Source organism: Bacillus sp. VA15 (assembly GCF_055721145.1).
The window spans coordinates 246,898-270,666 of sequence record NZ_JBVQPQ010000003.1 but is presented as its reverse complement, the minus strand read 5'-3'; the positions used below and the strand labels follow the sequence as shown (position 1 = coordinate 270,666).

General features: G+C 48.9%; 12 protein-coding genes. 5 read left to right on the top strand and 7 right to left on the bottom strand.

Annotation, left to right across the window (positions count from 1 at the left end; all coding sequences use genetic code 11):
- Positions 1 to 7: 7 nt before the first annotated feature.
- The 4 genes from srfAB (at position 8) to AC0DBE_RS11105 (ending at position 16,706) form a co-directional block, all read left to right on the top strand.
- A complete protein-coding gene (srfAB, locus tag AC0DBE_RS11120; protein WP_472962144.1) occupies positions 8 to 10,759 on the top strand; it encodes a surfactin non-ribosomal peptide synthetase SrfAB in 10,752 nt (3,583 codons plus the stop codon).
- 36 nt (positions 10,760 to 10,795) lie between these two features.
- On the top strand, positions 10,796 to 14,623 hold the full coding sequence (srfAC, locus tag AC0DBE_RS11115; protein ID WP_472962143.1) for a surfactin non-ribosomal peptide synthetase SrfAC: 3,828 nt from the start codon (positions 10,796 to 10,798) through the stop codon (positions 14,621 to 14,623).
- A 27-nt stretch (positions 14,624 to 14,650) separates the two neighbouring features.
- Positions 14,651 to 15,379 (top strand): surfactin biosynthesis thioesterase SrfAD, encoded by a 729-nt coding sequence (srfAD, locus tag AC0DBE_RS11110; protein ID WP_472962142.1) that lies wholly within the window; start codon positions 14,651 to 14,653, stop codon positions 15,377 to 15,379.
- 100 nt (positions 15,380 to 15,479) lie between these two features.
- The gene (locus tag AC0DBE_RS11105) at positions 15,480 to 16,706 is read left to right on the top strand and encodes an MFS transporter (RefSeq protein WP_472962141.1); all 1,227 of its coding nucleotides are present in this window, start codon (positions 15,480 to 15,482) and stop codon (positions 16,704 to 16,706) included.
- A gap of 14 nt (positions 16,707 to 16,720) precedes the next feature.
- Here AC0DBE_RS11105 and AC0DBE_RS11100 read toward each other — a convergent pair whose 3' ends face one another.
- Positions 16,721 to 17,278 (bottom strand): YcxB family protein, encoded by a 558-nt coding sequence (locus AC0DBE_RS11100; protein ID WP_014112623.1) that lies wholly within the window; start codon positions 17,276 to 17,278, stop codon positions 16,721 to 16,723.
- Positions 17,279 to 17,331: 53 nt separating this feature from the next.
- Positions 17,332 to 18,270 carry a DMT family transporter gene (locus AC0DBE_RS11095; RefSeq protein WP_472962140.1) on the bottom strand — a complete coding sequence of 313 codons (939 nt, stop codon included), beginning with the start codon at positions 18,268 to 18,270 and terminating at the stop codon, positions 17,332 to 17,334.
- 123 nt (positions 18,271 to 18,393) lie between these two features.
- Here AC0DBE_RS11095 and AC0DBE_RS11090 point away from each other — a divergent pair, with 123 nt between their 5' ends.
- Positions 18,394 to 19,728, top strand: a complete 1,335-nt coding sequence (locus tag AC0DBE_RS11090) for an aminotransferase-like domain-containing protein (protein WP_472962139.1) — start codon at positions 18,394 to 18,396, stop codon at positions 19,726 to 19,728.
- Here the strand turns inward: AC0DBE_RS11090 and AC0DBE_RS11085 are convergent.
- The 5 genes from AC0DBE_RS11085 to tcyA all read right to left on the bottom strand — a co-directional run bounded on the left by AC0DBE_RS11085 (position 19,723) and on the right by tcyA (position 23,714).
- Positions 19,723 to 20,397, bottom strand: a complete 675-nt coding sequence (locus AC0DBE_RS11085) for a 4'-phosphopantetheinyl transferase family protein (protein WP_472962138.1) — start codon at positions 20,395 to 20,397, stop codon at positions 19,723 to 19,725. The genes AC0DBE_RS11090 and AC0DBE_RS11085 overlap by 6 nt on opposite strands.
- Before the next feature lie 104 nt (positions 20,398 to 20,501).
- Positions 20,502 to 21,149 carry a YczE/YyaS/YitT family protein gene (locus tag AC0DBE_RS11080; protein ID WP_014112627.1) on the bottom strand — a complete coding sequence of 216 codons (648 nt, stop codon included), beginning with the start codon at positions 21,147 to 21,149 and terminating at the stop codon, positions 20,502 to 20,504.
- Positions 21,150 to 21,459: 310 nt separating this feature from the next.
- Positions 21,460 to 22,203 carry a cystine ABC transporter ATP-binding protein TcyC gene (gene tcyC / locus AC0DBE_RS11075; RefSeq protein ID WP_014112630.1) on the bottom strand — a complete coding sequence of 248 codons (744 nt, stop codon included), beginning with the start codon at positions 22,201 to 22,203 and terminating at the stop codon, positions 21,460 to 21,462.
- 13 nt (positions 22,204 to 22,216) lie between these two features.
- Entirely contained in the window at positions 22,217 to 22,921 is a 705-nt protein-coding gene (gene tcyB / locus AC0DBE_RS11070) for a cystine ABC transporter permease TcyB (protein ID WP_014112631.1), read from the bottom strand.
- Positions 22,908 to 23,714 carry a cystine ABC transporter substrate-binding lipoprotein TcyA gene (gene tcyA, locus AC0DBE_RS11065; protein WP_061186179.1) on the bottom strand — a complete coding sequence of 269 codons (807 nt, stop codon included), beginning with the start codon at positions 23,712 to 23,714 and terminating at the stop codon, positions 22,908 to 22,910. The genes tcyB and tcyA overlap by 14 nt, the downstream gene beginning before the upstream one ends.
- Between the last annotated feature and the right edge of the window lie 55 nt (positions 23,715 to 23,769).

Genomic DNA, 23,769 nt, shown 5'->3' with positions numbered 1-23,769 from the left:
GTGGCATATGAGCAAAAAATCGATTCAAAAGGTGTACGCACTGACACCGATGCAGGAGGGAATGCTGTATCATGCGATGCTTGATCCGCATTCATCCTCGTATTTTACACAATTAGAGCTTGGAATTCACGGTGCTTTTGATCTTGAAATCTTTGAGAAAAGCGTCAATGAACTGATTCGGTCATACGATATTCTCCGTACGGTATTTGTGCATCAGCAGCTGCAAAAACCGCGTCAGGTCGTGTTAGCGGAACGCAAAACAAAGGTGCACTATGAAGATATTAGTCATGCGGACCAAAACCGCCAGAAAGAGCATATTGAGCGTTATAAACAAGACGTGCAGCGCCAAGGTTTTAACCTGGCAAAAGACATGCTGTTCAAGGTGGCGGTTTTCCGTCTTGATGCAGATCAGCTGTATCTTGTCTGGAGTAATCATCATATTATGATGGACGGCTGGAGCATGGGCGTACTCATGAAAAGCCTGTTCCAAAATTACGAAGTGCTCAGAGCAGGCCGAACACCGGCAAACGGTCAGGGAAAGCCTTATTCCGACTACATCAAGTGGCTTGGAAAACAGGACAATGAAGAAGCGGAGAGCTACTGGAGCGAACGCTTGGCTGGTTTTGAACAGCCGAGCGTGCTCCCGGGCCGCCTGCTTGAGAAAAAAGACGAATACGTTAACAAAGAATATTCATTTACATGGGACGAAAAACTGGTTGCCCGCATTCAGCAAACCGCAAACCGCCATCAAGTGACAGGACCTAACCTGTTTCAGGCCGTTTGGGGCATTGTTCTCAGCAAATACAACTTTACGAATGACGTTGTCTTCGGCACGGTCGTATCAGGCCGGCCATCTGAAATCAACGGGATTGAAACGATGGCAGGACTGTTTATCAATACCATTCCGGTGCGGGTAAAAGTTGATCGTGATGCTGCTTTCGCTGATATTTTCTCAGCTGTTCAGCAGCATGCAGTTGAGGCGGAGCGCTTCGATTACGTGCCGCTCTATGAGATTCAAAAACGCTCAGCTCTTGATGGCAATCTCTTGAACCATCTGGTCGCGTTTGAAAATTATCCGCTTGACCAAGAGCTTGAAAACGGCAGCATGGAAGACCGCCTCGGATTTTCTATCAAGGTAGAAAGCGCATTTGAGCAAACGAGCTTCGATTTCAATCTGATTGTGTATCCAGGCAAAACGTGGACTGTCAAAATCAAATATAACGGTGCCGCCTTTGATTCTGCTTTTATCGAACGGGCAGCGGAGCACCTTACCCGCATGATGGAAGCGGCTGTCGATCAGCCGGACGCTTTTGTCCGTGAGTACGGGCTTGTGGGAGACGAAGAGCAGCGGCAAATTGTCGAGGTGTTTAATCAGACGAAAGCCGAATTTCCAGAAGGAATGGCCGTTCATCAAGTGTTTGAAGAGCAAGCGCAGCGAACACCGGCAAGCACTGCCGTCGTATATGAAGGAGCCGAGCTGACATACCGTCAGCTGAATACAGCGGCAAACCGTCTGGCGAGAAAGCTTGTCGAACAAGGTCTTCAAAAAGGGGAAACAGCTGCGATTATGAACGATCGCTCAGCAGAAACCGTTGTCGGCATGCTGGCTGTGTTAAAAGCAGGCGCCGCCTATGTGCCGCTTGATCCAGCGCTTCCTGAAGATCGTCTTCGTTTCATGGCGGAGGACAGCTCGATTCGGATGGTATTGGCCGGAAAGTCTTATACAGACCAGGCGCATCAGCTGCAAGTGCCGGTTCTTACACTGGATATCGGCTTTGAAGAGTGCGAAGCTGCTGACAATCTCAATCTGTCTTCCGCACCGTCTGATTTGGGATACATCATGTATACATCTGGTTCGACGGGCAAACCGAAAGGCGTCATGATTGAACATAAAAGTATTCTTCGTCTCGTCAAAAATGCCGGTTACGTTCCTGTTCATGAGGAGGACCGCATGGCGCAAACGGGAGCTGTCAGCTTTGATGCCGGCACGTTTGAGGTATTCGGCGCACTGCTGAATGGCGCCGCGCTTTATCCGGTCAAAAAAGAGACGTTGCTTGATGCGAAACAATTTGCGGCATTCCTGCGTGAGCAGAGAATCACGACCATGTGGCTGACATCACCTTTATTCAACCAGCTTGCTTCAAAGGATGCCGGCATGTTCGGCACACTGCGCCATTTAATCATCGGCGGAGATGCGCTCGTGCCGCATATTGTCAGCAAAGTGAAGCAGGCATCGCCGTCGCTTTCGTTGTGGAACGGATACGGCCCGACAGAAAACACGACATTTTCAACAAGTTTTCTGATCGACCGTGAGTTTAGCGGCTCTATTCCAATCGGGAAGCCTATCGGAAATTCGACTGCCTACATCATGGATGAGCAGCAGCGTTTGCAGCCAATTGGCGCGCCCGGCGAGCTGTGTGTCGGAGGAAACGGGGTAGCGCGAGGTTATGTCAATCTTCCTGAGCTGACGGAGAAGCAATTTCTTGAAGATCCGTTCAGACCGGGTGAAAGGATTTATCGCACTGGCGACTTGGCGAGATGGCTGCCGGACGGCAATATCGAATTTTTAGGAAGAATCGACAATCAAGTGAAGGTGCGCGGCTTCCGAATTGAGCTTGGCGAAATTGAAACAGAACTGAACATGGCAGAGCATGTGACAGAGGCTGCAGTGATCATCCGCAAGAACGAAGCAGATGAAAATGAAATTTGCGCGTACTTTACGGCGGACCGTGAAGTGTCTGTGAGCTGGCTGAGAAAAACGCTGTCCCAGTCTTTGCCTGACTATATGGTTCCTGCCCATTTGATTCAGATGGACAGCCTGCCGCTCACGCCAAACGGAAAAATCAACAAAAAAGAACTGCCTGCGCCTCAATCAGAAGCCGTGCAGCCGGAGTACGCAGCACCAGAAACAGAGAATGAAAAGAAATTAGCGGAGATCTGGGAAGGGATACTCGGCGTCAAAGCAGGCGTTACCGATAACTTCTTTATGATCGGCGGTCATTCTTTGAAAGCGATGATGATGACGGCGAAAATCCAAGAGCATTTTCATAAGGAAGTACCGATTAAAGTGCTCTTTGAAAAGCCGACCATTCAAGAACTGGCGCTGTATTTGGACGAGAATGAAAGCAAGGAGGAGCAGACGTTTGAACCGATCAGGCAAGCACCTTATCAGCAGCATTATCCTGTATCCCCGGCCCAGCGGAGAATGTATATCCTCAATCAGCTTGGACAAGCAAACACAAGCTACAACGTCCCCGCTGTACTTTTGCTGGAGGGAGAAGTAGATAAAGACCGGCTTGAAAAAGCGATTCAGCAATTAATCAACCGGCACGAAATCCTTCGTACATCGTTTGACATGATCGACGGAGAAGTTATACAAACCGTTCATAAAAACATATCGTTCCAGCTGGAGGCTGCCAAGGGACGGGAAGAAGACGCGGAGGAAATGATCAAAGCGTTCATTCAGCCGTTTGAATTAAACCGCGCGCCGCTCGTCCGTTCGAAGCTTGTCCAGCTTGAAGAAGAACGCCACCTGCTGCTGATTGATATGCACCATATCATTACTGACGGCAGTTCAACAGGCATTCTGATCGGTGATCTCGCCAAAATGTATCAAGGCGCTGATCTTGAGCAGCCGCAAATTCACTATAAAGATTACGCTGTTTGGCATAAAGAACATGCTGATCATCAAAAGGATGAGGCATACTGGCTCGATACCTTTAAAGGGGAGCTGCCGATTCTTGATCTTCCGACGGATTTCGAGCGGCCTGCTGAACGGAGCTTTGCTGGAGAGCGCGTGATGTTTGGGCTTGATAAACAGATGTCGGCTCAAATCAAGTCACTCTTGGCAGAAACGGATACGACAATGTATATGTTTTTGCTGGCGGCGTTCAATGTACTCCTTTCTAAGTACGCGTCACAGGACGATATCATTGTCGGCTCGCCGACTGCGGGAAGAACACATCCTGATCTGCAAGGTGTGCCGGGGATGTTTGTCAACACGGTCGCACTAAGAACGGCGCCTGCGGGAGATAAAACCTTTGCGCAATTCCTTGAAGAAGTCAAAACAGCAAGCCTTCAAGCATTCGAGCACCAGAGCTATCCCCTTGAGGAGCTGATTGAAAAGCTTCCGCTTACAAGGGATACAAGCCGAAGTCCGCTGTTCAGCGTGATGTTCAATATGCAGAACATGGAGATTCCATCGTTGCGATTAGGAGATTTGAAGATTTCTTCATACTCCATGCTTCATCACGTGGCGAAATTTGATCTCTCCTTGGAAGCGGTCGAGCGAGAAGAGGATATCGGCCTGAGCTTTGACTATGCGACTGCCCTGTTTAAGGACGAGACGATTAGGCGCTGGAGCAGCCACTTTGTCAATATCATCAAAGCGGCCGCAGCTAATCCGAACGTTCGGCTGTCTGATGTAGACCTGCTTTCCCCAGCAGAAACGGCTGCTTTGCTTGAAGAAAGACATATGACTCAAATTACTGAAGCAACCTTTGCAGCTCTTTTCGAAGAACAGGCCCAGCAAACACCTGATCATTCTGCGGTGAGGTCTGGGGGAAATCTGCTGACCTATCGCGAGCTTGATGAACAGGCGAACCAGCTGGCGCACCATCTTCGTGCGCAAGGGGCAGGAAGTGAAGACATCGTCGCAATTGTCATGGATCGGTCAGCTGAGGTTATGGTATCGATTCTTGGTGTCATGAAAGCGGGGGCAGCTTTCCTGCCGATTGATCCTGATACGCCTGAGGAACGAATCCGCTATTCATTAGAGGACAGCGGTGCGAGAATTGCGGTCGTGAACGAAAGAAACATGACGGCCATTGGGCAATATGAAGGGACAATCATCAACCTTGATGATGCAAAATGGAGAAATGAGAGTAAGGAGCGCCCCTCTCCGATCTCCGGATCTCGCAATCTTGCATACGTCATTTATACGTCCGGTACGACCGGGAAGCCGAAGGGCGTGCAGATCGAGCATCGCAATCTGACAAACTATGTTTCTTGGTTTAGTGAAGAGGCGGGCCTGACGGAAACCGATAAAACTGTATTGCTTTCGTCTTACGGATTCGACCTAGGCTATACGAGCATGTTCCCTGTGCTTCTGGCAGGGGGCGAGCTCCACATCGTGCCGAAGGAAACCTATACGGCGCCGGATGAAATGGGGCGTTATATCAAGGAACACGGGATCACATATATCAAACTGACACCGTCTCTGTTCCATACGGTGGTGAACACGGCCAGCTTTACAAAAGAGCCAAACTTTGAATCCTTGCGCTTGATCGTCTTGGGAGGAGAAAAAATCATCCCGAATGATGTTCTGGCCTTCCGCAAGATGTATGGACATACCGAATTTATCAATCATTACGGCCCGACTGAAGCAACAATCGGCGCCATCGCCGGACGGGTTAATCTGTCTGAACCGGATGCATTCGCGCAATGCCCGACAATCGGGCAGCCGATTGCGAATGCCGGTGCGCTTGTCTTAAATGAGGCGTTAAAGCTTGTGCCTCCGGGAGCGAGCGGCCAGCTCTATATCACGGGACAGGGGCTTGCTAGAGGATATCTCAACAGGCCTCAGCTGACAGCCGAGAGATTTGTTGAAAATCCATATTCGCCGGGCAGTCTCATGTACAAAACCGGAGATGTCGTACGGAGACTTTCTAACGGTACGCTTGAATTTATCGGCCGGGCTGATGATCAGGTGAAAATCCGCGGCTATCGCATTGAGCCGAAAGAAATTGAAACGGTCATGCTCAGCCTCAGCGGAATTCAAGAAGCGGTTGTACTAGCAGTTTCCGAGGGCGGGCTTCAAGAGCTTTGTGCGTATTATACGGCGGATCAAGCCATTGAAAAAGCAGTGCTCCGCAACCAGCTTTCACAAACACTGCCGTCTCATATGATTCCTGCTTTCTTTGTGCAGGTGGACGCCATTCCGCTGACGGCAAACGGGAAAACCGACAGAAACGCATTGCCGAAGCCGAACACGGAACAATCCGGACGCAGGACCTCAGCCGCACCGGAAACAGAGCTTGAAGAGAGCCTATGCCGCATTTGGAAGAAAACGCTTGGCATAGAAGCGATCGGCATCGACGACAATTTCTTTGATTTAGGCGGCCATTCATTAAAAGGGATGATGCTCATTGCCAACATTCAGGCTGAATTGGAGAAAACCGTACCGCTTAAAGCGCTGTTCGAGCAGCCGACTGTTCGCCAGCTTGCGGCTTGCATGGAGGCATCGTCAGTTTCAGGCGGCCATCACGTGCTCAAACCGGCTGACAAACAGGATATGTACCCACTGTCATCCGCGCAGAAACGGATGTATGTACTGAATCAGCTTGACCGGCAGACGATCAGCTACAATATGCCATCTGTTCTTCTGATGGAAGGCGAGCTTGATATTTCACGTCTGCGCGACTCACTCAATCAGCTTGTAAACCGCCACGAGTCATTGCGGACATCATTTATGGAAGCAAACGGTGAGCCTGTTCAGCGCATTATTGAGAAGGCGGCGATTGATCTTCATGTGTTTGAAGCGAAAGAAGATGAAGCGGAACAAAAGATCAAGGACTTTATCCGGCCATTCGACTTAAACGGCGCACCGCTCATTCGCGCAGCATTGCTTCGCATAGAAGCGAAAAAACATTTGCTGCTTTTAGATATGCATCACATCATCGCAGACGGGGTATCAAGAGGCATTTTTGTAAAAGAATTGGCGCTGCTTTACAAAGGAGAGCAGCTTCCAGAGCCGGCGCTTCATTATAAGGATTTCGCCGTTTGGCAAAATGAAGCTGAGCAAAAGGAACGGATGAAGGAGCATGAGGCGTACTGGCTCTCGGTTCTTTCAGGCGAGCTGCCGGAGCTTGATCTTCCGCTCGATTTCGCCCGTCCGCCTGTGCAAAGCTTTAAAGGGGACACGGTCCGTTTCCGTACGGGAAGCGAGACGGCAAAGGCGGTAGAAAAACTGCTCGCAGAAACCGGAACGACCTTGCACATGGTGCTTCACGCTGTTTTCCACGTCTTTTTAAGCAAAATTTCCGGACAGCGGGATATCGTCATCGGCTCCGTTACTGCCGGCCGGATGAATGCTGATGTCCAAGACATGCCGGGAATGTTCGTCAATACGCTTGCCTTAAGAATGGAAGCGGAAGAACAGCAAACATTTGCAGAGCTCTTGGAGCAAGCGAAGCAGACGAACCTGTCAGCGCTGGAGCATCAGGAATATCCGTTTGAGGACTTAGTCAATCAGCTTGATCTCCCTCGGGATATGAGCCGAAATCCATTGTTTAACGTGATGGTGACGACAGAAAATCCTGATAAAGAACAGCTTACATTGCAGAATCTAAGCATTTCACCTTACGAGTCCCATCAGGGAACGTCTAAGTTTGATCTGACATTAGGCGGATTCACTGATGAAAACGGCATCGGTCTGCAGCTCGAATATGCGACTGATCTGTTCTCAAAAGAAACGGCTGAGAAATGGAGCGAATACGTTCTGCGTTTACTAAAAGCTGTCGCGGAAAATCCGAACCAGCCGCTTTCCAGCCTGTCACTCGTCACTGAACCAGAAAAACAAACGCTTCTCGAGGCATGGACGGGCAAAACGCTGCCTGTGCCGACAGACAAAACCGTTCATCAGCTATTCGAAGAGACTGCCCAGCGCCACAAAGACCGCCCGGCTGTTACATATAACGGCCAGTCGTGGACGTACGGCGAGCTGAATGCGAAGGCGAACCGTCTTGCCCGGATTCTGATCGACTGCGGTATCAGCCCGGATGAGCGCGTCGGCGTTCTCACGAAGCCGTCGCTGGAAATGTCCGCCGCGGTGCTCGGCGTCTTAAAGGCGGGAGCGGCGTTTGTGCCGATTGATCCTGACTATCCGGATCAGCGGATTGACTATATTTTACAAGACAGCGGTGCGAAGCTTCTCTTGAAACAGGAAGGCATCGCAGTGCCGGACAGCTATACGGGAGAGATCATTCTTCTTGATGGCAACCGTACGATTCTGAGCCTGCCGCTTGATGAAAACGATGAGGAAAATCCAGAGACGGATACAAACGCCGAGAACCTGGCGTACATGATTTACACGTCTGGAACGACCGGACAGCCGAAGGGTGTCATGGTCGAGCACCATGCGCTTGTGAACCTGTGCTTCTGGCACCACGACGCGTTCAGCATGACAGCGGAGGACCGCAGTGCGAAGTACGCGGGCTTCGGATTCGACGCCTCCATTTGGGAGATGTTCCCGACCTGGACGATCGGCGCCGAGCTTCACGTCATAGATGAAGCCATCCGACTTGATATCGTTCGCCTGAACGACTATTTCGAAACGAACGGCGTAACGATCACCTTCTTGCCGACACAGCTGGCGGAACAGTTCATGGAGCTTGAGAACACATCACTCCGCGTATTGCTGACAGGCGGAGACAAACTGAAGCGTGCCGTGAAACAGCCGTACACGCTCGTTAACAACTACGGGCCGACTGAAAATACGGTCGTTGCCACAAGTACAGAGATCAATCCGGAGGAAGGCTCGCTTTCCATCGGGCAGGCGATCGCCAATACGAGAGTGTACATTCTTGGCGAGGGCAATCAGGTACAGCCGGAAGGCGTAGCCGGAGAGCTTTGCGTGGCGGGACGCGGATTGGCGCGAGGCTATCTGAATAAAGAAGACGAAACCGCGAAGCGGTTTGTCGCTGATCCGTTTGTGCCGGGTGAACGCATGTACCGCACCGGCGATTTGGTGAAATGGGTGAACGGCGGCATCGAATACATCGGCCGGATCGACCAGCAGGTCAAGGTCCGCGGCTACCGGATCGAGCTCTCGGAAATCGAAGTCCAGCTCGCCCAGCTTTCTGAGGTGCAGGATGCGGCGGTAACAGCCGTGAAGGATAAAGGCGGCAATACAGCGATCGCGGCGTACGTCACACCGGAAACAGCTGACATAGAAGCATTAAAGTCTTCGTTGAAAGAAACCCTGCCGGACTACATGATTCCGGCGTTCTGGGTGACGCTGAACGAGCTTCCAGTTACGGCAAACGGAAAGGTTGACCGCAAAGCCTTGCCTGAGCCAGATATCGAAGCGGGAAGCGGAGAATACAAAGCGCCGACAACGGATATGGAAGAGCTGCTTGCCGGCATCTGGCAGGACGTGCTCGGCATTTCGGAGATCGGTGTCAGCGACAATTTCTTCTCGCTTGGCGGAGATTCCATCAAAGGAATCCAAATGGCGAGCCGCTTGAACCAGCACGGCTGGAAGCTGGAGATGAAAGATCTCTTCCAGCACCCGACGATCGAGGAGCTGACCCAATACGTGGAGCGTGCAGAAGGCAAACAAGCAGACCAAGGCCCGGTGGAGGGCGAAGTCATTCTGACGCCGATTCAGCGCTGGTTCTTTGAAAAGAACTTCACGAACAAGCACCACTGGAACCAATCAGTGATGCTTCACGCCGCGAAGGGCTTTGATCCTGAACGGGTGGAGAAAACATTGCAGGCGCTGATCGAACATCATGACGCGCTCCGCATGGTCTACCGTGAGGAAGACGGAGAGATCATTCAAGCATATAAACCAATCGGCGAAAGCAAGGTCAGCTTCGAAATCGTGGATCTGTACGGCACTGATGAAGAGATGCTGAAAAGCCAGATCAAGATTCTTGCGGAAAGGCTGCAAAGCAGTCTCGATCTGCAAAACGGACCGCTTCTGAAGGCGGAGCAATACCGTACGGAAGCTGGCGATCACCTGCTCATCGCTGTACACCATCTCGTGGTCGACGGCGTATCATGGCGGATTTTGCTTGAAGATTTTGCTTCAGGCTACGTGCAGGCTGAAAAGGAAGGGAGCATTGTCTTCCCGCAAAAAACAAATTCCTTCAAGGATTGGGCGGAAGAACTGGCGGCATTCAGCCAATCAGCAGATCTTTTACAGCAGGCTGAATACTGGTCGCAAATTGACGCTGAACAGGTTTCTCCTGTGCCGAAGGACTACGAAACAGAGCAGCGGATCGTCAAGCATACAAAATCCGTCATTTGTGAATTAACGGAAGAGGACACCAAACATCTCTTAACGGATGTTCATCAGCCATATGGAACCGAGATCAATGATATTCTTCTCAGCGCGCTCGGTTTAACGATGAAAGAATGGACAGACGGTGCCAAAATCGGCATTAACCTGGAGGGACACGGACGGGAGGACATCATCCCGAATGTGAATATCTCCAGAACGGTCGGCTGGTTTACGGCACAATATCCTGTTGTGCTCGACATGTCTGAAGCAGATGCCTCAGCCGTGATCAAAACAGTCAAAGAAAACCTGCGCCGCATTCCGGACAAAGGTGTTGGCTACGGCATTCTCCGTTATGTCACAGAAACAGCGGAAACAAAGGGCTTCACGCCAGAAATCAGCTTCAACTATTTAGGCCAATTCGACAGTGAGGTGAAAACCGACTTCTTTGAGCCGTCCGCTTTCGATATGGGGCGCCAAGTAAGCGAGGAATCAGAAGCACTGTACGCTTTAAGCTTCAGCGGCATGGTCAGAAACAGCCGGTTTGTGCTTTCTTGCTCCTACAATGAGAAGGAGTTTGAAAGAGCTACAGTCGAGGAGCAAATGGAACGGTTTAAAGAAAATCTCCTGATGCTGATCCGCCATTGTACGGAAAAAGAAGAGAAGGAATTCACGCCAAGCGACTTCAGTGCTGAAGACCTTGGAATGGACGAGATGGGCGATATCTTTGACATGCTTGAGGAGAATTTAAAATAAAACGCAAGGGAATTACAGAAGGCGGGAGCGAAGCATATGAGTCAATTTAGCAAGGATCAGGTTCAAGATATGTATTACCTATCGCCGATGCAGGAAGGGATGCTGTTTCATACCATCCTGAATCCCGGCCAGAGCTTTTACCTTGAACAAATCACGATGAAAGTAAAAGGCAGCTTGAATATCAAATGTCTTGAAGAAAGCATGAATGTGATCATGGACCGGTACGATGTATTTCGTACCGTGTTCATTCACGAAAAAGTAAAAAGGCCTGTCCAAGTCGTATTGAAAAAACGCCAGTTTCATATAGAAGAAATCGATTTGACACACTTAACGGACAGCGAGCAAACAGCCAAAATCAATAAATACAAAGAACAGGATAAGATCAGGGGTTTTGATTTGACGCGGGATATTCCCATGCGGGCAGCCATTTTCAAAAAAGCTGAAGAAAGCTTTGAATGGGTGTGGAGCTACCACCACATTATTTTGGACGGCTGGTGCTTCGGCATCGTCGTGCAGGATCTGTTCAAGGTATACAATGCCCTGCGTGAACAAAAGCCGTACAGTTTGCCGCCTGTCAAACCGTATAAAGACTATATCAAGTGGCTTGAAAAGCAGGATAAACAAGCATCACTGCGTTACTGGCGAGAGTACTTAGAGGATTTTGAAGGACAGACGACGTTCGCGGAGCAAAGAAAGAAACAAACAGACGGCTACGAGCCGAAAGAACTGCTCTTCTCACTGCCGGAGGCGGAAACAAAGGCCTTTACCGAGCTTGCTAAATCGCAGCATACCACTATGAGTACAGCACTTCAGGCAGTCTGGAGCGTATTGATCAGCCGCTATCAGCAGTCTAATGATTTGACCTTCGGCACAGTCGTTTCCGGGCGTCCCGCGGAAATCAAAGGCGTTGAACATATGGTCGGGCTGTTTATCAACGTTGTCCCAAGACGTGTGAAACTGTCTGAGGATATCACATTTAACGGTTTGCTCAAGCAGCTGCAGGAGCAATCGCTTCAGTCTGAGCCGCATCAATATGTGCCGCTCTATGACATCCAAACACAGGCCGATCAGCCAAAACTGATTGACCACATCATTGTCTTTGAAAATTATCCGCTACAGGATGCAAAAAATGAAGAAAACAGTGAAAACGGCTTTGATATGGAGGATGTACATGTTTTTGAGAAGTCGAATTATGATCTTAACCTGATGGCTTCCCCGGGGGATGAGATGCTGATTAAGCTAGCCTATAACGAGAATGTGTTTGATGAGGCGTTTATCCTGCGCCTGAAATCTCAGCTTCTCACATCGATTCAGCAGCTTATCGAAAAGCCGGATCAGCCTGTCAGCACGATCAATCTCGTTGACGACAAGGAGAGAGCGTTTCTGCTTACTGGCTTAAACCCGCCGGCTCAAACTCATGAGGCAAAGCCTCTGACGAAGTGGTTCAAGGAAGCGGTGAACGTCAATCCGGACGCACCGGCGCTTGCGTATTCCGGCCAGACGCTTTCCTATCGCGAATTAGATGAGGAAGCAAACCGCCTTGCACGCCGATTGCAAAAGCAAGGCGTGGGCAAAGGCTCCGTTGTAGCGTTGTACACGAAGCGTTCGCTTGAACTGGTGATCGGCATTCTCGGCGTATTAAAGGCAGGAGCGGCTTATCTGCCGGTTGATCCAAAGCTGCCTGAGGACCGAATTTCATATATGCTGACTGACAGTGCGGCAGCCTGTCTGCTGACACATCAGGAGATGAAAGAAAAAGCGGCTCAGCTGCCGTATACAGGAACAACGCTCTTCATCGATGATCAAACACGGTTTGCAGAACAGGAAAGCGACCCAGCAATCGCGATTGAACCCGATGATCCGGCATATATCATGTACACGTCCGGCACAACCGGAAAGCCGAAGGGCAATATCACCACTCATGCCAATATTCAAGGATTGGTCAAGCACGTAGACTACATGGCATTTTCTGAAAAAGATACGTTCTTATCTGTTTCGAATTATGCCTTTGACGCGTTTACCTTTGATTTCTACGCTTCAATATTAAATGCGGCAAGGCTCATTATCGCAGATGAACATACGCTGCTTGATACAGAACGGCTCACAGATTTGATCCAGCAGGAGAATGTCAATGTCATGTTTGCGACAACTGCTCTATTCAATCTTCTCATAGATGCGGGAGAGGATTGGATGAGAGGCCTTCGCTGCGTGTTATTTGGCGGAGAGCGTGCGTCTGTGCCTCACGTCAGAAAAGCGCTGCGAATCATGGGGCCGGGCAAGCTGATTAACTGCTACGGGCCGACTGAGGGAACGGTGTTTGCGACCGCTCACGTCGTGCATGATATACCGGATTCCATCTCCTCATTGCCGATCGGAAAGCCGATCAGCAATGCCAGTGTTTATATTCTCAACGAGCAAAACCAGCTCCAGCCATTCGGGGCGGTCGGTGAACTGTGCATCAGCGGAATGGGCGTATCTAAAGGGTATGTAAACCGTCATGACCTGACGAAGCAAAAATTTATCACGAACCCGTTCAAACCGGGAGAAACGCTTTACCGCACAGGGGACTTAGCACGCTGGCTGCCGGACGGAACGATTGAATATGCTGGCCGGATTGACGACCAGGTCAAAATACGCGGACACCGGATTGAGCTTGAAGAAATCGAAAAGCAGCTGCAGGAATATCCAGGTGTGAAAGATGCGGTCGTTGTGGCAGATCGCCATGAGTCTGGCGATGCATCAATCAACGCCTACCTCGTGAGCCGGACGCAGCTTTCAGCTGAAGGCGTAAAGGCGCACCTGAAAAAACAGCTTCCTGCTTACATGGTGCCGCAAACCTTTACTTTCTTGGACGAGCTTCCTTTAACGACAAACGGGAAGGTCAATAAACGTCTGCTGCCAAAACCGGATCAGGATCAGCTGGCGGAAGAATGGATCGGGCCACGAGATGAGACGGAAGAAACGATCGCACAAATCTGGTCTGAGGTTCTTGGCAGACAGCAAGTCGGCATTCATGATGATTTCTTTGTGCTCGGTGGGCACTCCTTGAAGGCAATGACCGCCGCTTCCCGCATCAAGAAAGAGCTCGGGATTGATCTCCCGGTAAAGGTTTTGTTTGAAGCGCCGACGATCGCCAGTATTTCAGCGTATTTGAAAAACGGGGGCCCAGATGGATTGCAGGATGTAACGATAATGAATCAGGATCAGGAGCAGATCATTTTCGCATTTCCGCCGGTTTTGGGCTATGGCCTCATGTACCAAAATCTGTCCAGCCGTCTGCCGTCATACAAGCTGTACGCCTTTGATTTTATTGAGGAGGAAGACCGGCTTGACCGCTATGCGGATTTGATTCAGAAGCTTCAGCCGGAAGGGCCTTTGACACTGTTCGGGTATTCAGCGGGGTGCAGCCTGGCGTTTGAAGCTGCCAAAAGGCTTGAGGAACAAGGACGCATTGTTCAGCGGATCATCATGGTGGATTCCTATAAAAAACAAGGTGTCAGTGATCTGGACGGACGTACGGTTGAGAGTGATGTTGAAGCGTTGATGAATGTCAACCGGGACAATGAAGCGCTCAACAGCGAAGCCGTCAAACAGGGCCTCAAGCAAAAAACACACGCTTTCTACTCTTACTACGTCAACCTGATCAGCACAGGTCAGGTGAAAGCGGATATTGATCTGCTGACTTCTGGCGCTGATTTTGACATGCCGGAATGGCTTACATCGTGGGAAGAGGCAACAACAGGTGCTTATCGTGTGAAAAGAGGCTTCGGAACACACGCTGAAATGCTGCAGGGCGAAACGCTAGATAGGAATGCAGGGATTTTGCTCGAATTTCTTAATACACAAACCATAACGGTTTCCTAAATGAAGTGTGAAAGGAGGAGACGGCCAATGAGCCAACTCTTCAAATCATTTGATGCGTCGGAACAAACGCAGCTCATCTGTTTTCCATTTGCCGGCGGCTACTCGGCATCGTTTCGCCCTCTCCATGCTTTTTTGCAAGGGGAATGTGAGATGCTCGCTGCCGAGCCGCCGGGACACGGAACGAATCAAACGTCAGCCATTGAGGATCTCGAAGAGCTGACCGATTTGTACAAACAAGAATTGAACCTTCGTCCTGATCGGCCGTTTGTGCTGTTCGGACACAGTATGGGCGGAATGATCACCTTCAGGCTGGCGCAAAAGCTGGAGCGGGAAGGCATATTTCCGCAGGCGGTTATCATTTCTGCGATACAGCCGCCGCATATTCAGCGGAAGAAAGTGTCCCATCTGCCAGATGATCAGTTTCTCGATCATATTATCAAATTAGGAGGGATGCCTGCGGAGCTTGTGGAAAATAAGGAGGTCATGTCCTTTTTCTTACCTTCCTTCAGATCAGATTACCGGGCTCTTGAACAATTTGAGCTTCACGATGTGGCCTCGATCCAATCGCCTGTTCATGTCTTTAACGGGCATGATGATGAAAAATGCATACGGGATGCGGAAGGCTGGAAGAAGTGGGCGAAAGACATCACATTCCATGAATTTGCCGGCGGGCACATGTTTCTGCTGTCACATACGGAAGAAGTGGCAGAACGGATTTTTGCGATATTGAATCAGCATCCGATCATTCAATCGTGATCAAAAGCGGACAGCGCTGGCTGTTCCGCTTTTTTTGCATGGAATGTCAATTTTTACATGATATAATAGTCGCAATACTCAAATAAAGGCAGGTCGAAACATGCACGTGTCTCCCAAGATGAAATGGTTTGTATTGCTGTTTACGTTTGTTTTCGCCATCGGAATGAACTCATTCAGAAATTCCTTTCAATTTTTTATGCTGCCGATGGCGGATACCTTTCATGCCGACAGGTCGCTGATCTCGGTTTCAGTCAGCATTTTTATGATTACAACGGGCATCGTTCAGTTTTTTGTCGGTTTTTTTATTGACCGGTTCAGCGTCAGAAAAATTATGGCGCTCGGAGCTGTTTGTATCAGCGCAAGCTTTTTGGTGCTTCCGTATTCACCGAATGTTCATGTGTTTTCTGCCATTTACGGAGTGCTCGGTGGAATCGGCTATTCGTGTGCAGTCGGCGTGACGACCCAGTATTTCATCAGCCGCTGGTTTGACACACACAAAGGTCTGGCGCTCGCTATTTTGACCAATGCCAACTCAGCGGGCCTGCTGTTGCTCTCGCCCATTTGGGCCGCGGCTCCGTATCATGCCGGCTGGCAAAACACCTATACCCTATTGGGCATCGTCATGGCGGCAGTTCTGCTGCCGCTCCTTGCCTTCGGGATGAAACACCCGCCACATGTGCAAGCGCCGTCAGTGAAAAAATCTTATGACTGGCGGGGATTTTGGAACGTGGTAAAGCAGTCTCGTCTTATTCATATCCTTTACTTCGGCGTGTTTACATGCGGATTTACAATGGGAATCATTGATGCTCATCTCGTTCCGATGCTGAAGGATGCACATGTCTCTCATGTCAACGGAATGATGGCCGCGTTCGGGGCGTTTATTATCATTGGCGGATTACTGGCAGGCTGGCTGTCAGATCTCCTCGGCAGCAGAAGCATGATGTTATCCATTTTATTTTTCATTCGGCTGCTCAGCCTGATTTGCCTACTCATTCCCATTCTCGGAATCCATCACAGCGAACTTTGGTACTTCAGTTTTATCCTGTTATTCGGGCTCAGTTACACAGGTGTGATCCCGCTGACGGCGGCGTCTATTTCAGAAAGCTATCAAACAGGATTGATCGGCTCGCTGTTAGGCATCAATTTCTTTATTCATCAGATCGCCGGAGCTCTCAGCGTGTATGCAGGCGGGTTGTTTTTTGACATGGCCCATGATTATCTGCTGATTGTTGTTGTGTGCATCGTGTTTGTAGGTGTATCGGCTGGAATAGAGCTGGTGCCGTTTTTAGATAAACAGAAGGCAAAAGAAACGCATCAATCAATATAAAAGGATCAGCACTGTTAGCGCTGATCCTTTTTGAATTTTACTTTTTTTGTTTCGGTATGATTAAGGATAATTCCTCGGAATCTGTTCATCTCCTCTTTGGAATGAAAAAAATGTTTTGGTATCGCAATATATTGGCTGCTGGATGTATTGATCCGGAAGATATTTTTATATTCGAAAACAGCCGTGATTTCATTCCAATTAAAAATAAGGTCATACTTTTTAGAACATATACGGATTCCTTCTTGATTGAGGGTATACGTTCTTTTGGATTTGATCCGTTCGTTCTTCTTGTATGCTCTGAAAAACTTTACATATAGAAGAAGGAGGAGCAGCAGTGTAAACAGAACAGACATCACGATAATGAAAATACTATTCATAAACAAGTTAAGCGCTTCGCTGCCATAAACAATACGGGGCCATCCGTTAATGAAATGAACTGCAGCAAAAATGGCGCAAAACAATATAAAGTAAAAGAATGAGATTTTTCCGAGTTGATAAAAAAAGATTTCTCTTACGTCTTTAAAAGTAATCTCTCCTGGAAGATTAATACTTTCACTAGCATATTGAGTCATACGGTAACCTTACACCTCAAACCATGTTTTTCCTACCAGTCTAGCATAATTTCTCATTTTTTTGCAGGGGCCCTATGGCGATTTGTCTTTTTCTGCAGATTGGTATTGCTCCCCAGCACGCCAATAATAATACAAACCGCTCCGGCAAGATGATACCAGGCCAGGCTTTCGTTTAGAATCACCACTCCTGCAATCATCGTCACGATGGTAGACACATGATTAAAAGCGCTCATTTTAAACGCCTCAATCCGCGATAGCGTATAGTTGGACAAAAACGAAGTGACGAGTGAAGACAGCACGCCCAAATATACAATCGCGAGAACAAAATCGGGCACCCGGAATGGCTGAACATAAGTGCCGACAGTTCCAGCCGCTCCGTGGCGCACAAGGGCGATGGCGTTGAAGGCGACAAAGCCGATCGCTGACATGATGTAGGTGAGCTCGGTCAGCTTGAACCGCTGCGTCATTTTTCTGGCAGCGGTATTGTACATCGCGGAGGACAAAGCGGACAGCAGGATCAGCAGAGATCCTTTTAAGCTGGCTGATTCCACGTCAACGCCTTTCATCACAAAAATAAACATGACGCCGGCAACGGATAAAACCGTAAAGCCCTTCTGCGTCCATGTCGAGCGTTCCTTTAAAACATAGGCGGCAAGGACCATCGTGAAAATCGGAATCGCTGCCTGAATAATCCCCGCTTCAGAGGAGGAGGAGTACACAAGGCCGAATGCCTGAAAGCTGAAAAACAATGCCGGATACAGCAGGGCGAGCGGCAAAATGGCAATGACGTCCTTTACACGGATTGATAGCTTTACCCAGCCAAATAAGACCGGTACAGTGGCCGCGGCAAACGCAATGGTGAACCGGTGTGCCAGAATATCAAACGGTTCAGCTGTTTGCAGTGCGATTTTTACGAATAGAAAGGATAAACCGATAATGAACGAATATAAGATAGCCGCCATATAAGCGGAGGCTTGCTGATTTTTAACCATAATGGGAGGTGCTCCTTTATCTGAATTGCAGCGCCGGTCGCTTTATTTTATTGTATGGCTGTGACCAGAACGATACAATGAGAAAAACAATGAACTGTACCGGTACAAAACAGGGGGAGAAGCATGGAGAAATATATGAGTCTTTTAACGAGGATAGAGGAGATGATGCAAAGCAGCGCCTATCAAGAAGGAGACAGGCTCCCGTCCATCCGTCAGCTGTCCGCCCGCTGCCAAGTCAGCAAAAGCACAGTGATCCGCGCGCTGCAGGAGCTGGAAAAGCGCCACCTCATCTACTCGGTTCCGAAAAGCGGCTATTATATTGTGAAAAAGACGGGAAAATCAAAAAGCGGGCAGCCGGGCCCCATCGACTTTGCCACATCTGCACCGGACCCCGAGGTGTTTCCATATCTTGATTTTCAGCACTGCATCAACAAAGCGATTGATACATACAAAAATGATTTGTTTATTTATGGAACGCCAAAGGGGCTTCCATCACTCATTCGCGTACTCCGAAAGCTGCTGGCCAATCAGCAGGTATTTGCGGATGAACGGCATATTTTCATCACATCAGGTGTTCAGCAGGCGTTGTCCCTGCTTTGTGCAATGCCGTTTCCAAATGGGAAAGAGAAGATCGCCATTGAACAGCCGGGCTATCATTTGATGATTGAACAGCTTGAGACGCTTGGGATTCCTGCTATCGGAGTGAGAAGAACAGAAGAGGGGCTAGATATAGCCGAGGTCGAGCGGCTGTTTCAGACAGAATCGATCAAATTTTTTTATACGATGCCGCGCTTCCATAACCCGCTTGGCTGCTCTTTGTCAGAGCGAGATAAACAAGAGCTTGTGAGACTGGCAGAAATGTATGATGTCTATCTCGTTGAGGATGATTATCTCGGTGATTTGGAGGAAAATAAAAAGGCAGATCCGCTGTACGCATATGATCTGTCCTCGCATGTCATTTATTTGAAAAGCTTCTCGAAAATGATGTTCCCCGGCCTTCGCGTGGGGGCCGCTGTTTTGCCGGATGCGCTGGCTGACACGTTTCACACGTACAAAAAGCTGAACGACATCGACTGCTCGATGATTTCTCAAGCAGCGTTGGAGATTTATCTGAAAAGCGGCATGTACGGCAGGCATAAGAAGAAGATCCGCGCTTCCTATAAGGAACGGTCACTGAGGCTTCATCAAGCCATCCAAACACATAGGCAGCTGGGAAGCGGCCGCTTTACGTTCTCCAGCGGACAGGCACCCTGCATGCACACCCATCTGGTGCTTCCTCGGGATCTGCCAGCCTCAAGGGTGATTCAAAGGCTGAAAAAACAAGGGGTTCTCCTTGAGGCGATAGACCGTCATTATTTATCAGATTATCCGAAAGAAAATCTATTAAAAATCAGTATTTCCAATGTGAAAACGGAAGATATTGAGCATGGCGTCAAGCTGCTGATGAGCCACTTATAAAAGCGCTCCGTACGAGACCATTGTGATATCCTCGGGGAAATCGTGGTGCGCGGCACACACAGCCATTTTGTAGGCGGGATCCACCTCATAGGTTTTGATATAGCACGGTGTATGGCTGTCCGGAAGCTCAATGGATACTTTCCCGTCCTGGTGCAGGCGCACTGAAAAGGAATCAAGCGGAAGCGATAAGCCTTTGCCTTCCTGTTTGATAAAGCTTTCTTTCATTGACCATAGATGATAAAAATAGTCTGTCTGCTCGTCCTTATTTTTTGCCAAAAGGTCGCTGTACTCTGTTTTTGAAAAGAAACGTTTGGCGATCTCAAGGCTGATCGGTTTCATTTTTTCAATATCGATGCCAATCGGCTGTGAATCAAACGCACAAACGACCCAGCGGCCAGAGTGAGAAATGTTGAAATGGGCGTTAGGAAGATCAGGGATGCAGGGCTTCCCGTATTCCTGCGCGCCGAATCGGATGTCGGCTTTGTCCAGCTGATACTGTCCGCTGATGACTGAGCGAACGAGCACATCTCCCAGCAGGGTGCGGTGAGCATCTTCTTTATGATAAAATCTCCGGCATTTCTCCTGTTTTTCAGGCGATATGAAAGACATTAACCGTTCAGTCTCTTCCTGTGAAAGCGGGCGGTCCATATACATTCCGTAAATCTTCATTCTAGATCCTCCGTCTGCAAAAGATTGTCAAAACCATCCTATCATACTTCAACAAGACTCATATAGAGGAGAAAATAAAAAAACAAAGCCGAGGCGGCTTTGTTTTAGTGTATAGGCGGAGATGCTTTCACAGCGGCTGTCCGCCTTGCCACAGCATAATTCAGCAGCTGGATTGACTGGGGCAATGAAAAGCGCAAAATGAGTCCGGTGAGGATGGCGGTCAAAATAGTGCCAAAACCGATCGGGCCGCCCATGCCCCATGCCGCAAATAAAATTGTTATTTCCATGCCGTTCCGCACCCATTGCACATTCCAGCCGGTTTTTTCTGTAATCAGCATCATCAGTGAATCACGCGGCCCCGCGCCAAGGCCTGCTGATACATAAACACCGACGCCGTAGCCGATCAGGAGCACACCGAGAGAGAAGACGATGACGGAGCCCGTGTAGGTCGAGGGGGCAGGCAGAATGAAATTGAAAAAATCTATAAATATACCAATGAGCACCATATTCAGGATCGCCCCAATTTTTGGCCAAGCCCTCGTAAACAATGACGTTAATCCGACGATGAGCGCTCCAATAATGATGGACCACTGGCCGACGGTAAGCCCGAAGTGCTGAAACAGGCTGTAATGAAATGCATCCCACGGGCTAATGCCGAGTGCTTTTCCTTCTATCGTCAGGGATACACCAAAAGCCAAAATGATCAAACCGGCAAAATAAAATGTCCAGCGCAGAACAAGTTCTTGCTTCACGTGAGGTCCCTTCTTTCGTAAAAATCAGTCGATTGTCATTGTAGCACATCTGACAGAAGGGCGGAATAGGCGAAAGGGGCTCAACGAAAAAACAGGGCCGCCGCAGGCGCCCTGTTTCAGCGTATTGGCAAACCCTTGCATTCGTTGTCAGGCCTGCGCTTCGGTGCTCACGAATTTAACATTCGCTGTGCTCCAATGCTCGCCCTTCCTAGACTTTCAATCACGCTGAAAATGACAAAATCCTAAAACGAAATCGTTTTAGGATTTTGTCAACAATCTGAAACAGGACGCTGACGCCCTGTTTTTCTTTTTACAGCGGGTTCAAAATCCGGTTCAAGAACCGCTGCGTCCGTTCTTCCTTTGGTGCGGAGAAAATTTGCTCCGGCGGTCCCTGTTCCACGATTACGCCGCCGTCGATGAAGATGACTTCATCCGCCACATCCTGGGCGAATTTGATTTCGTGAGTTACGACGACCATGGTCCAGCCTTCGTTGGCCAAATCCTTGATAACCTTCAGCACCTCTCCGACAAGCTCGGGGTCAAGCGCTGAGGTCGGTTCGTCAAACAGCATGAGCTCAGGCTGAATCGCCAATGCACGGGCGATGCCGACGCGCTGCTGCTGGCCGCCGGAGAGCTGGAACGGATATAAATCCATTTTGTCCTTCAATCCGACTTTTTCAAGAAGCTGAATCGCTTCTTTTCTGACTTCCTCTTTGTTCCGTTTTTGCACCTGAACAGGGCCCTCCATCACGTTTTCAAGGGCTGTGCGGTGCGGGAACAGGTGATACGCCTGGAATACCATTCCGGATTTCCGGCGCAGCTTTAGGATATCTGCCTGTTTCACTTTTTTGGAGAAATCGATGGAGAAATCATCAAATGCAAGCTCCCCGCGATTCGGAATCTCCAGCGCGTTCAGGCAGCGGAGCAGCGTCGTTTTCCCTGAACCTGAAGGCCCAAGTATGGCGATGACTTTCCCTTTTTCAATCTTCATATCTATCTTTTTTAAAATTTCATTTTCACCGAATGATTTGTTTAATCCTTTAACGGTAAGCATACTCGGAACCTCCTTATTTGGCCACGTAGCGGTCAAGACGCCGTTCGATGACATGCTGGACGAGTGAAAGCAGGAAGCAGATAATCCAATAAATAAAGGCTGCTTCAATATAGATCACTAAAATCTGATCAAGATTCCGCGCGCCGATTTCCTGAGCTTTTCTGAACAGCTCAGCGACCAAAATCTGAGAGGCAAGGGATGTATCTTTGATCAGACTGATAAAGGTATTGGATAATGGCGGGATCGACACACGAAACGCCTGCGGCAAAATGACGCGGAACAGTGTTTTCTGATGTGTCATGCCAATTGTGTAGCCGGCTTCCCATTGCCCTTTCGGCACGGATAAAATAGATGCCCGAATGATTTCAGATGCATAGGCGCCGACGTTTAATGAAAAGGCGATAACTGCGCTTGGAAATGGATCTAATGTGATGTTAAAGGCCGGGAACAGATAGAAAATGATGAACAATTGAACGAGAAGAGGAGTGCCCCGTATCGCGGATACGTATATGCTGAACACCCATCTCAAAGGTCTCACTTTCGACATTCTGGCAAGCGCCGTAATCAGCGCCAGTATCATTCCGAATATAAAGGAAAGAATGGTAAGGGGAATCGTATAGTAGATTCCCCCTGAAAGTATCGGCCAGAATGACTGCTGCACCAGATCCCACGGGATCGCCGTGCCAAGCGTCAATGCCGGCAGATTATTTAGAAACATCTTCGCCGAACCATTTTTTAGAAATTTTAGAAAGAGTCCCGTCCTCTTTCATTTCTTTTAAAGCTTTGTTGACTTGATCAACAACCTCGCCGCTTCCTTTGCGGAACGTGAAGTACGTTTCCTGAGGATCGCCTGTTTCAAACGCGATTTTCACGTTTTTGTTGCCTGATGTTTTTAAGTAGTTCAATACGGCAAGCTTATCGTTGTATGTCATATCGACGCGGCCTTGCTGGATCAATTGAAGGGATTGTGCCAAGCCTTCAACACCTTCTACTTTCGCGCCCGCATCTGTAGCTAATTTGTTGTAGTTGCTTGTCAGTGATTGAGCTGATGTTTTTCCTTTTACATCTGCTTCGGACTTAATATCGTTGTTGTCTTTTTTCGTCACGACAACGGCTCTTGATGTTGTGTATTTATCTGAGAAATCATATTTGTCTTCACGATCTGTTTTTCCGACTTGGTTGGCAATGACGTCAAACCGTTTGGAATTCAGGCCGGCAAACATGCTGTCCCATTGCGTTTCCTTAAAGTCGACTTTCAGTCCCAGGCGTTTTGCGACTTCTGTGATGACTTCCACATCATAGCCAGTCAGCTTGTCAGTGTCTTTGTCGTGGTAAGTGAACGGTTCATATGTTCCTTCCGTACCGACTGTCAGCACACCTTTTTTCTTAATAGAAGCCCAAAGATCGCCATCTTTGGCGTTATCTTTTGACTGATTGTCATTTCCTGCTCCGCAAGCTGCGAGAACGGCAATGCTTACGACCATGAATAAAGCCAATAATGCTTTTTTCATCTTATTCCCCACTTTTCTGGTTGATTTTATTGAAATAAAAAATTAGCTTACAAAT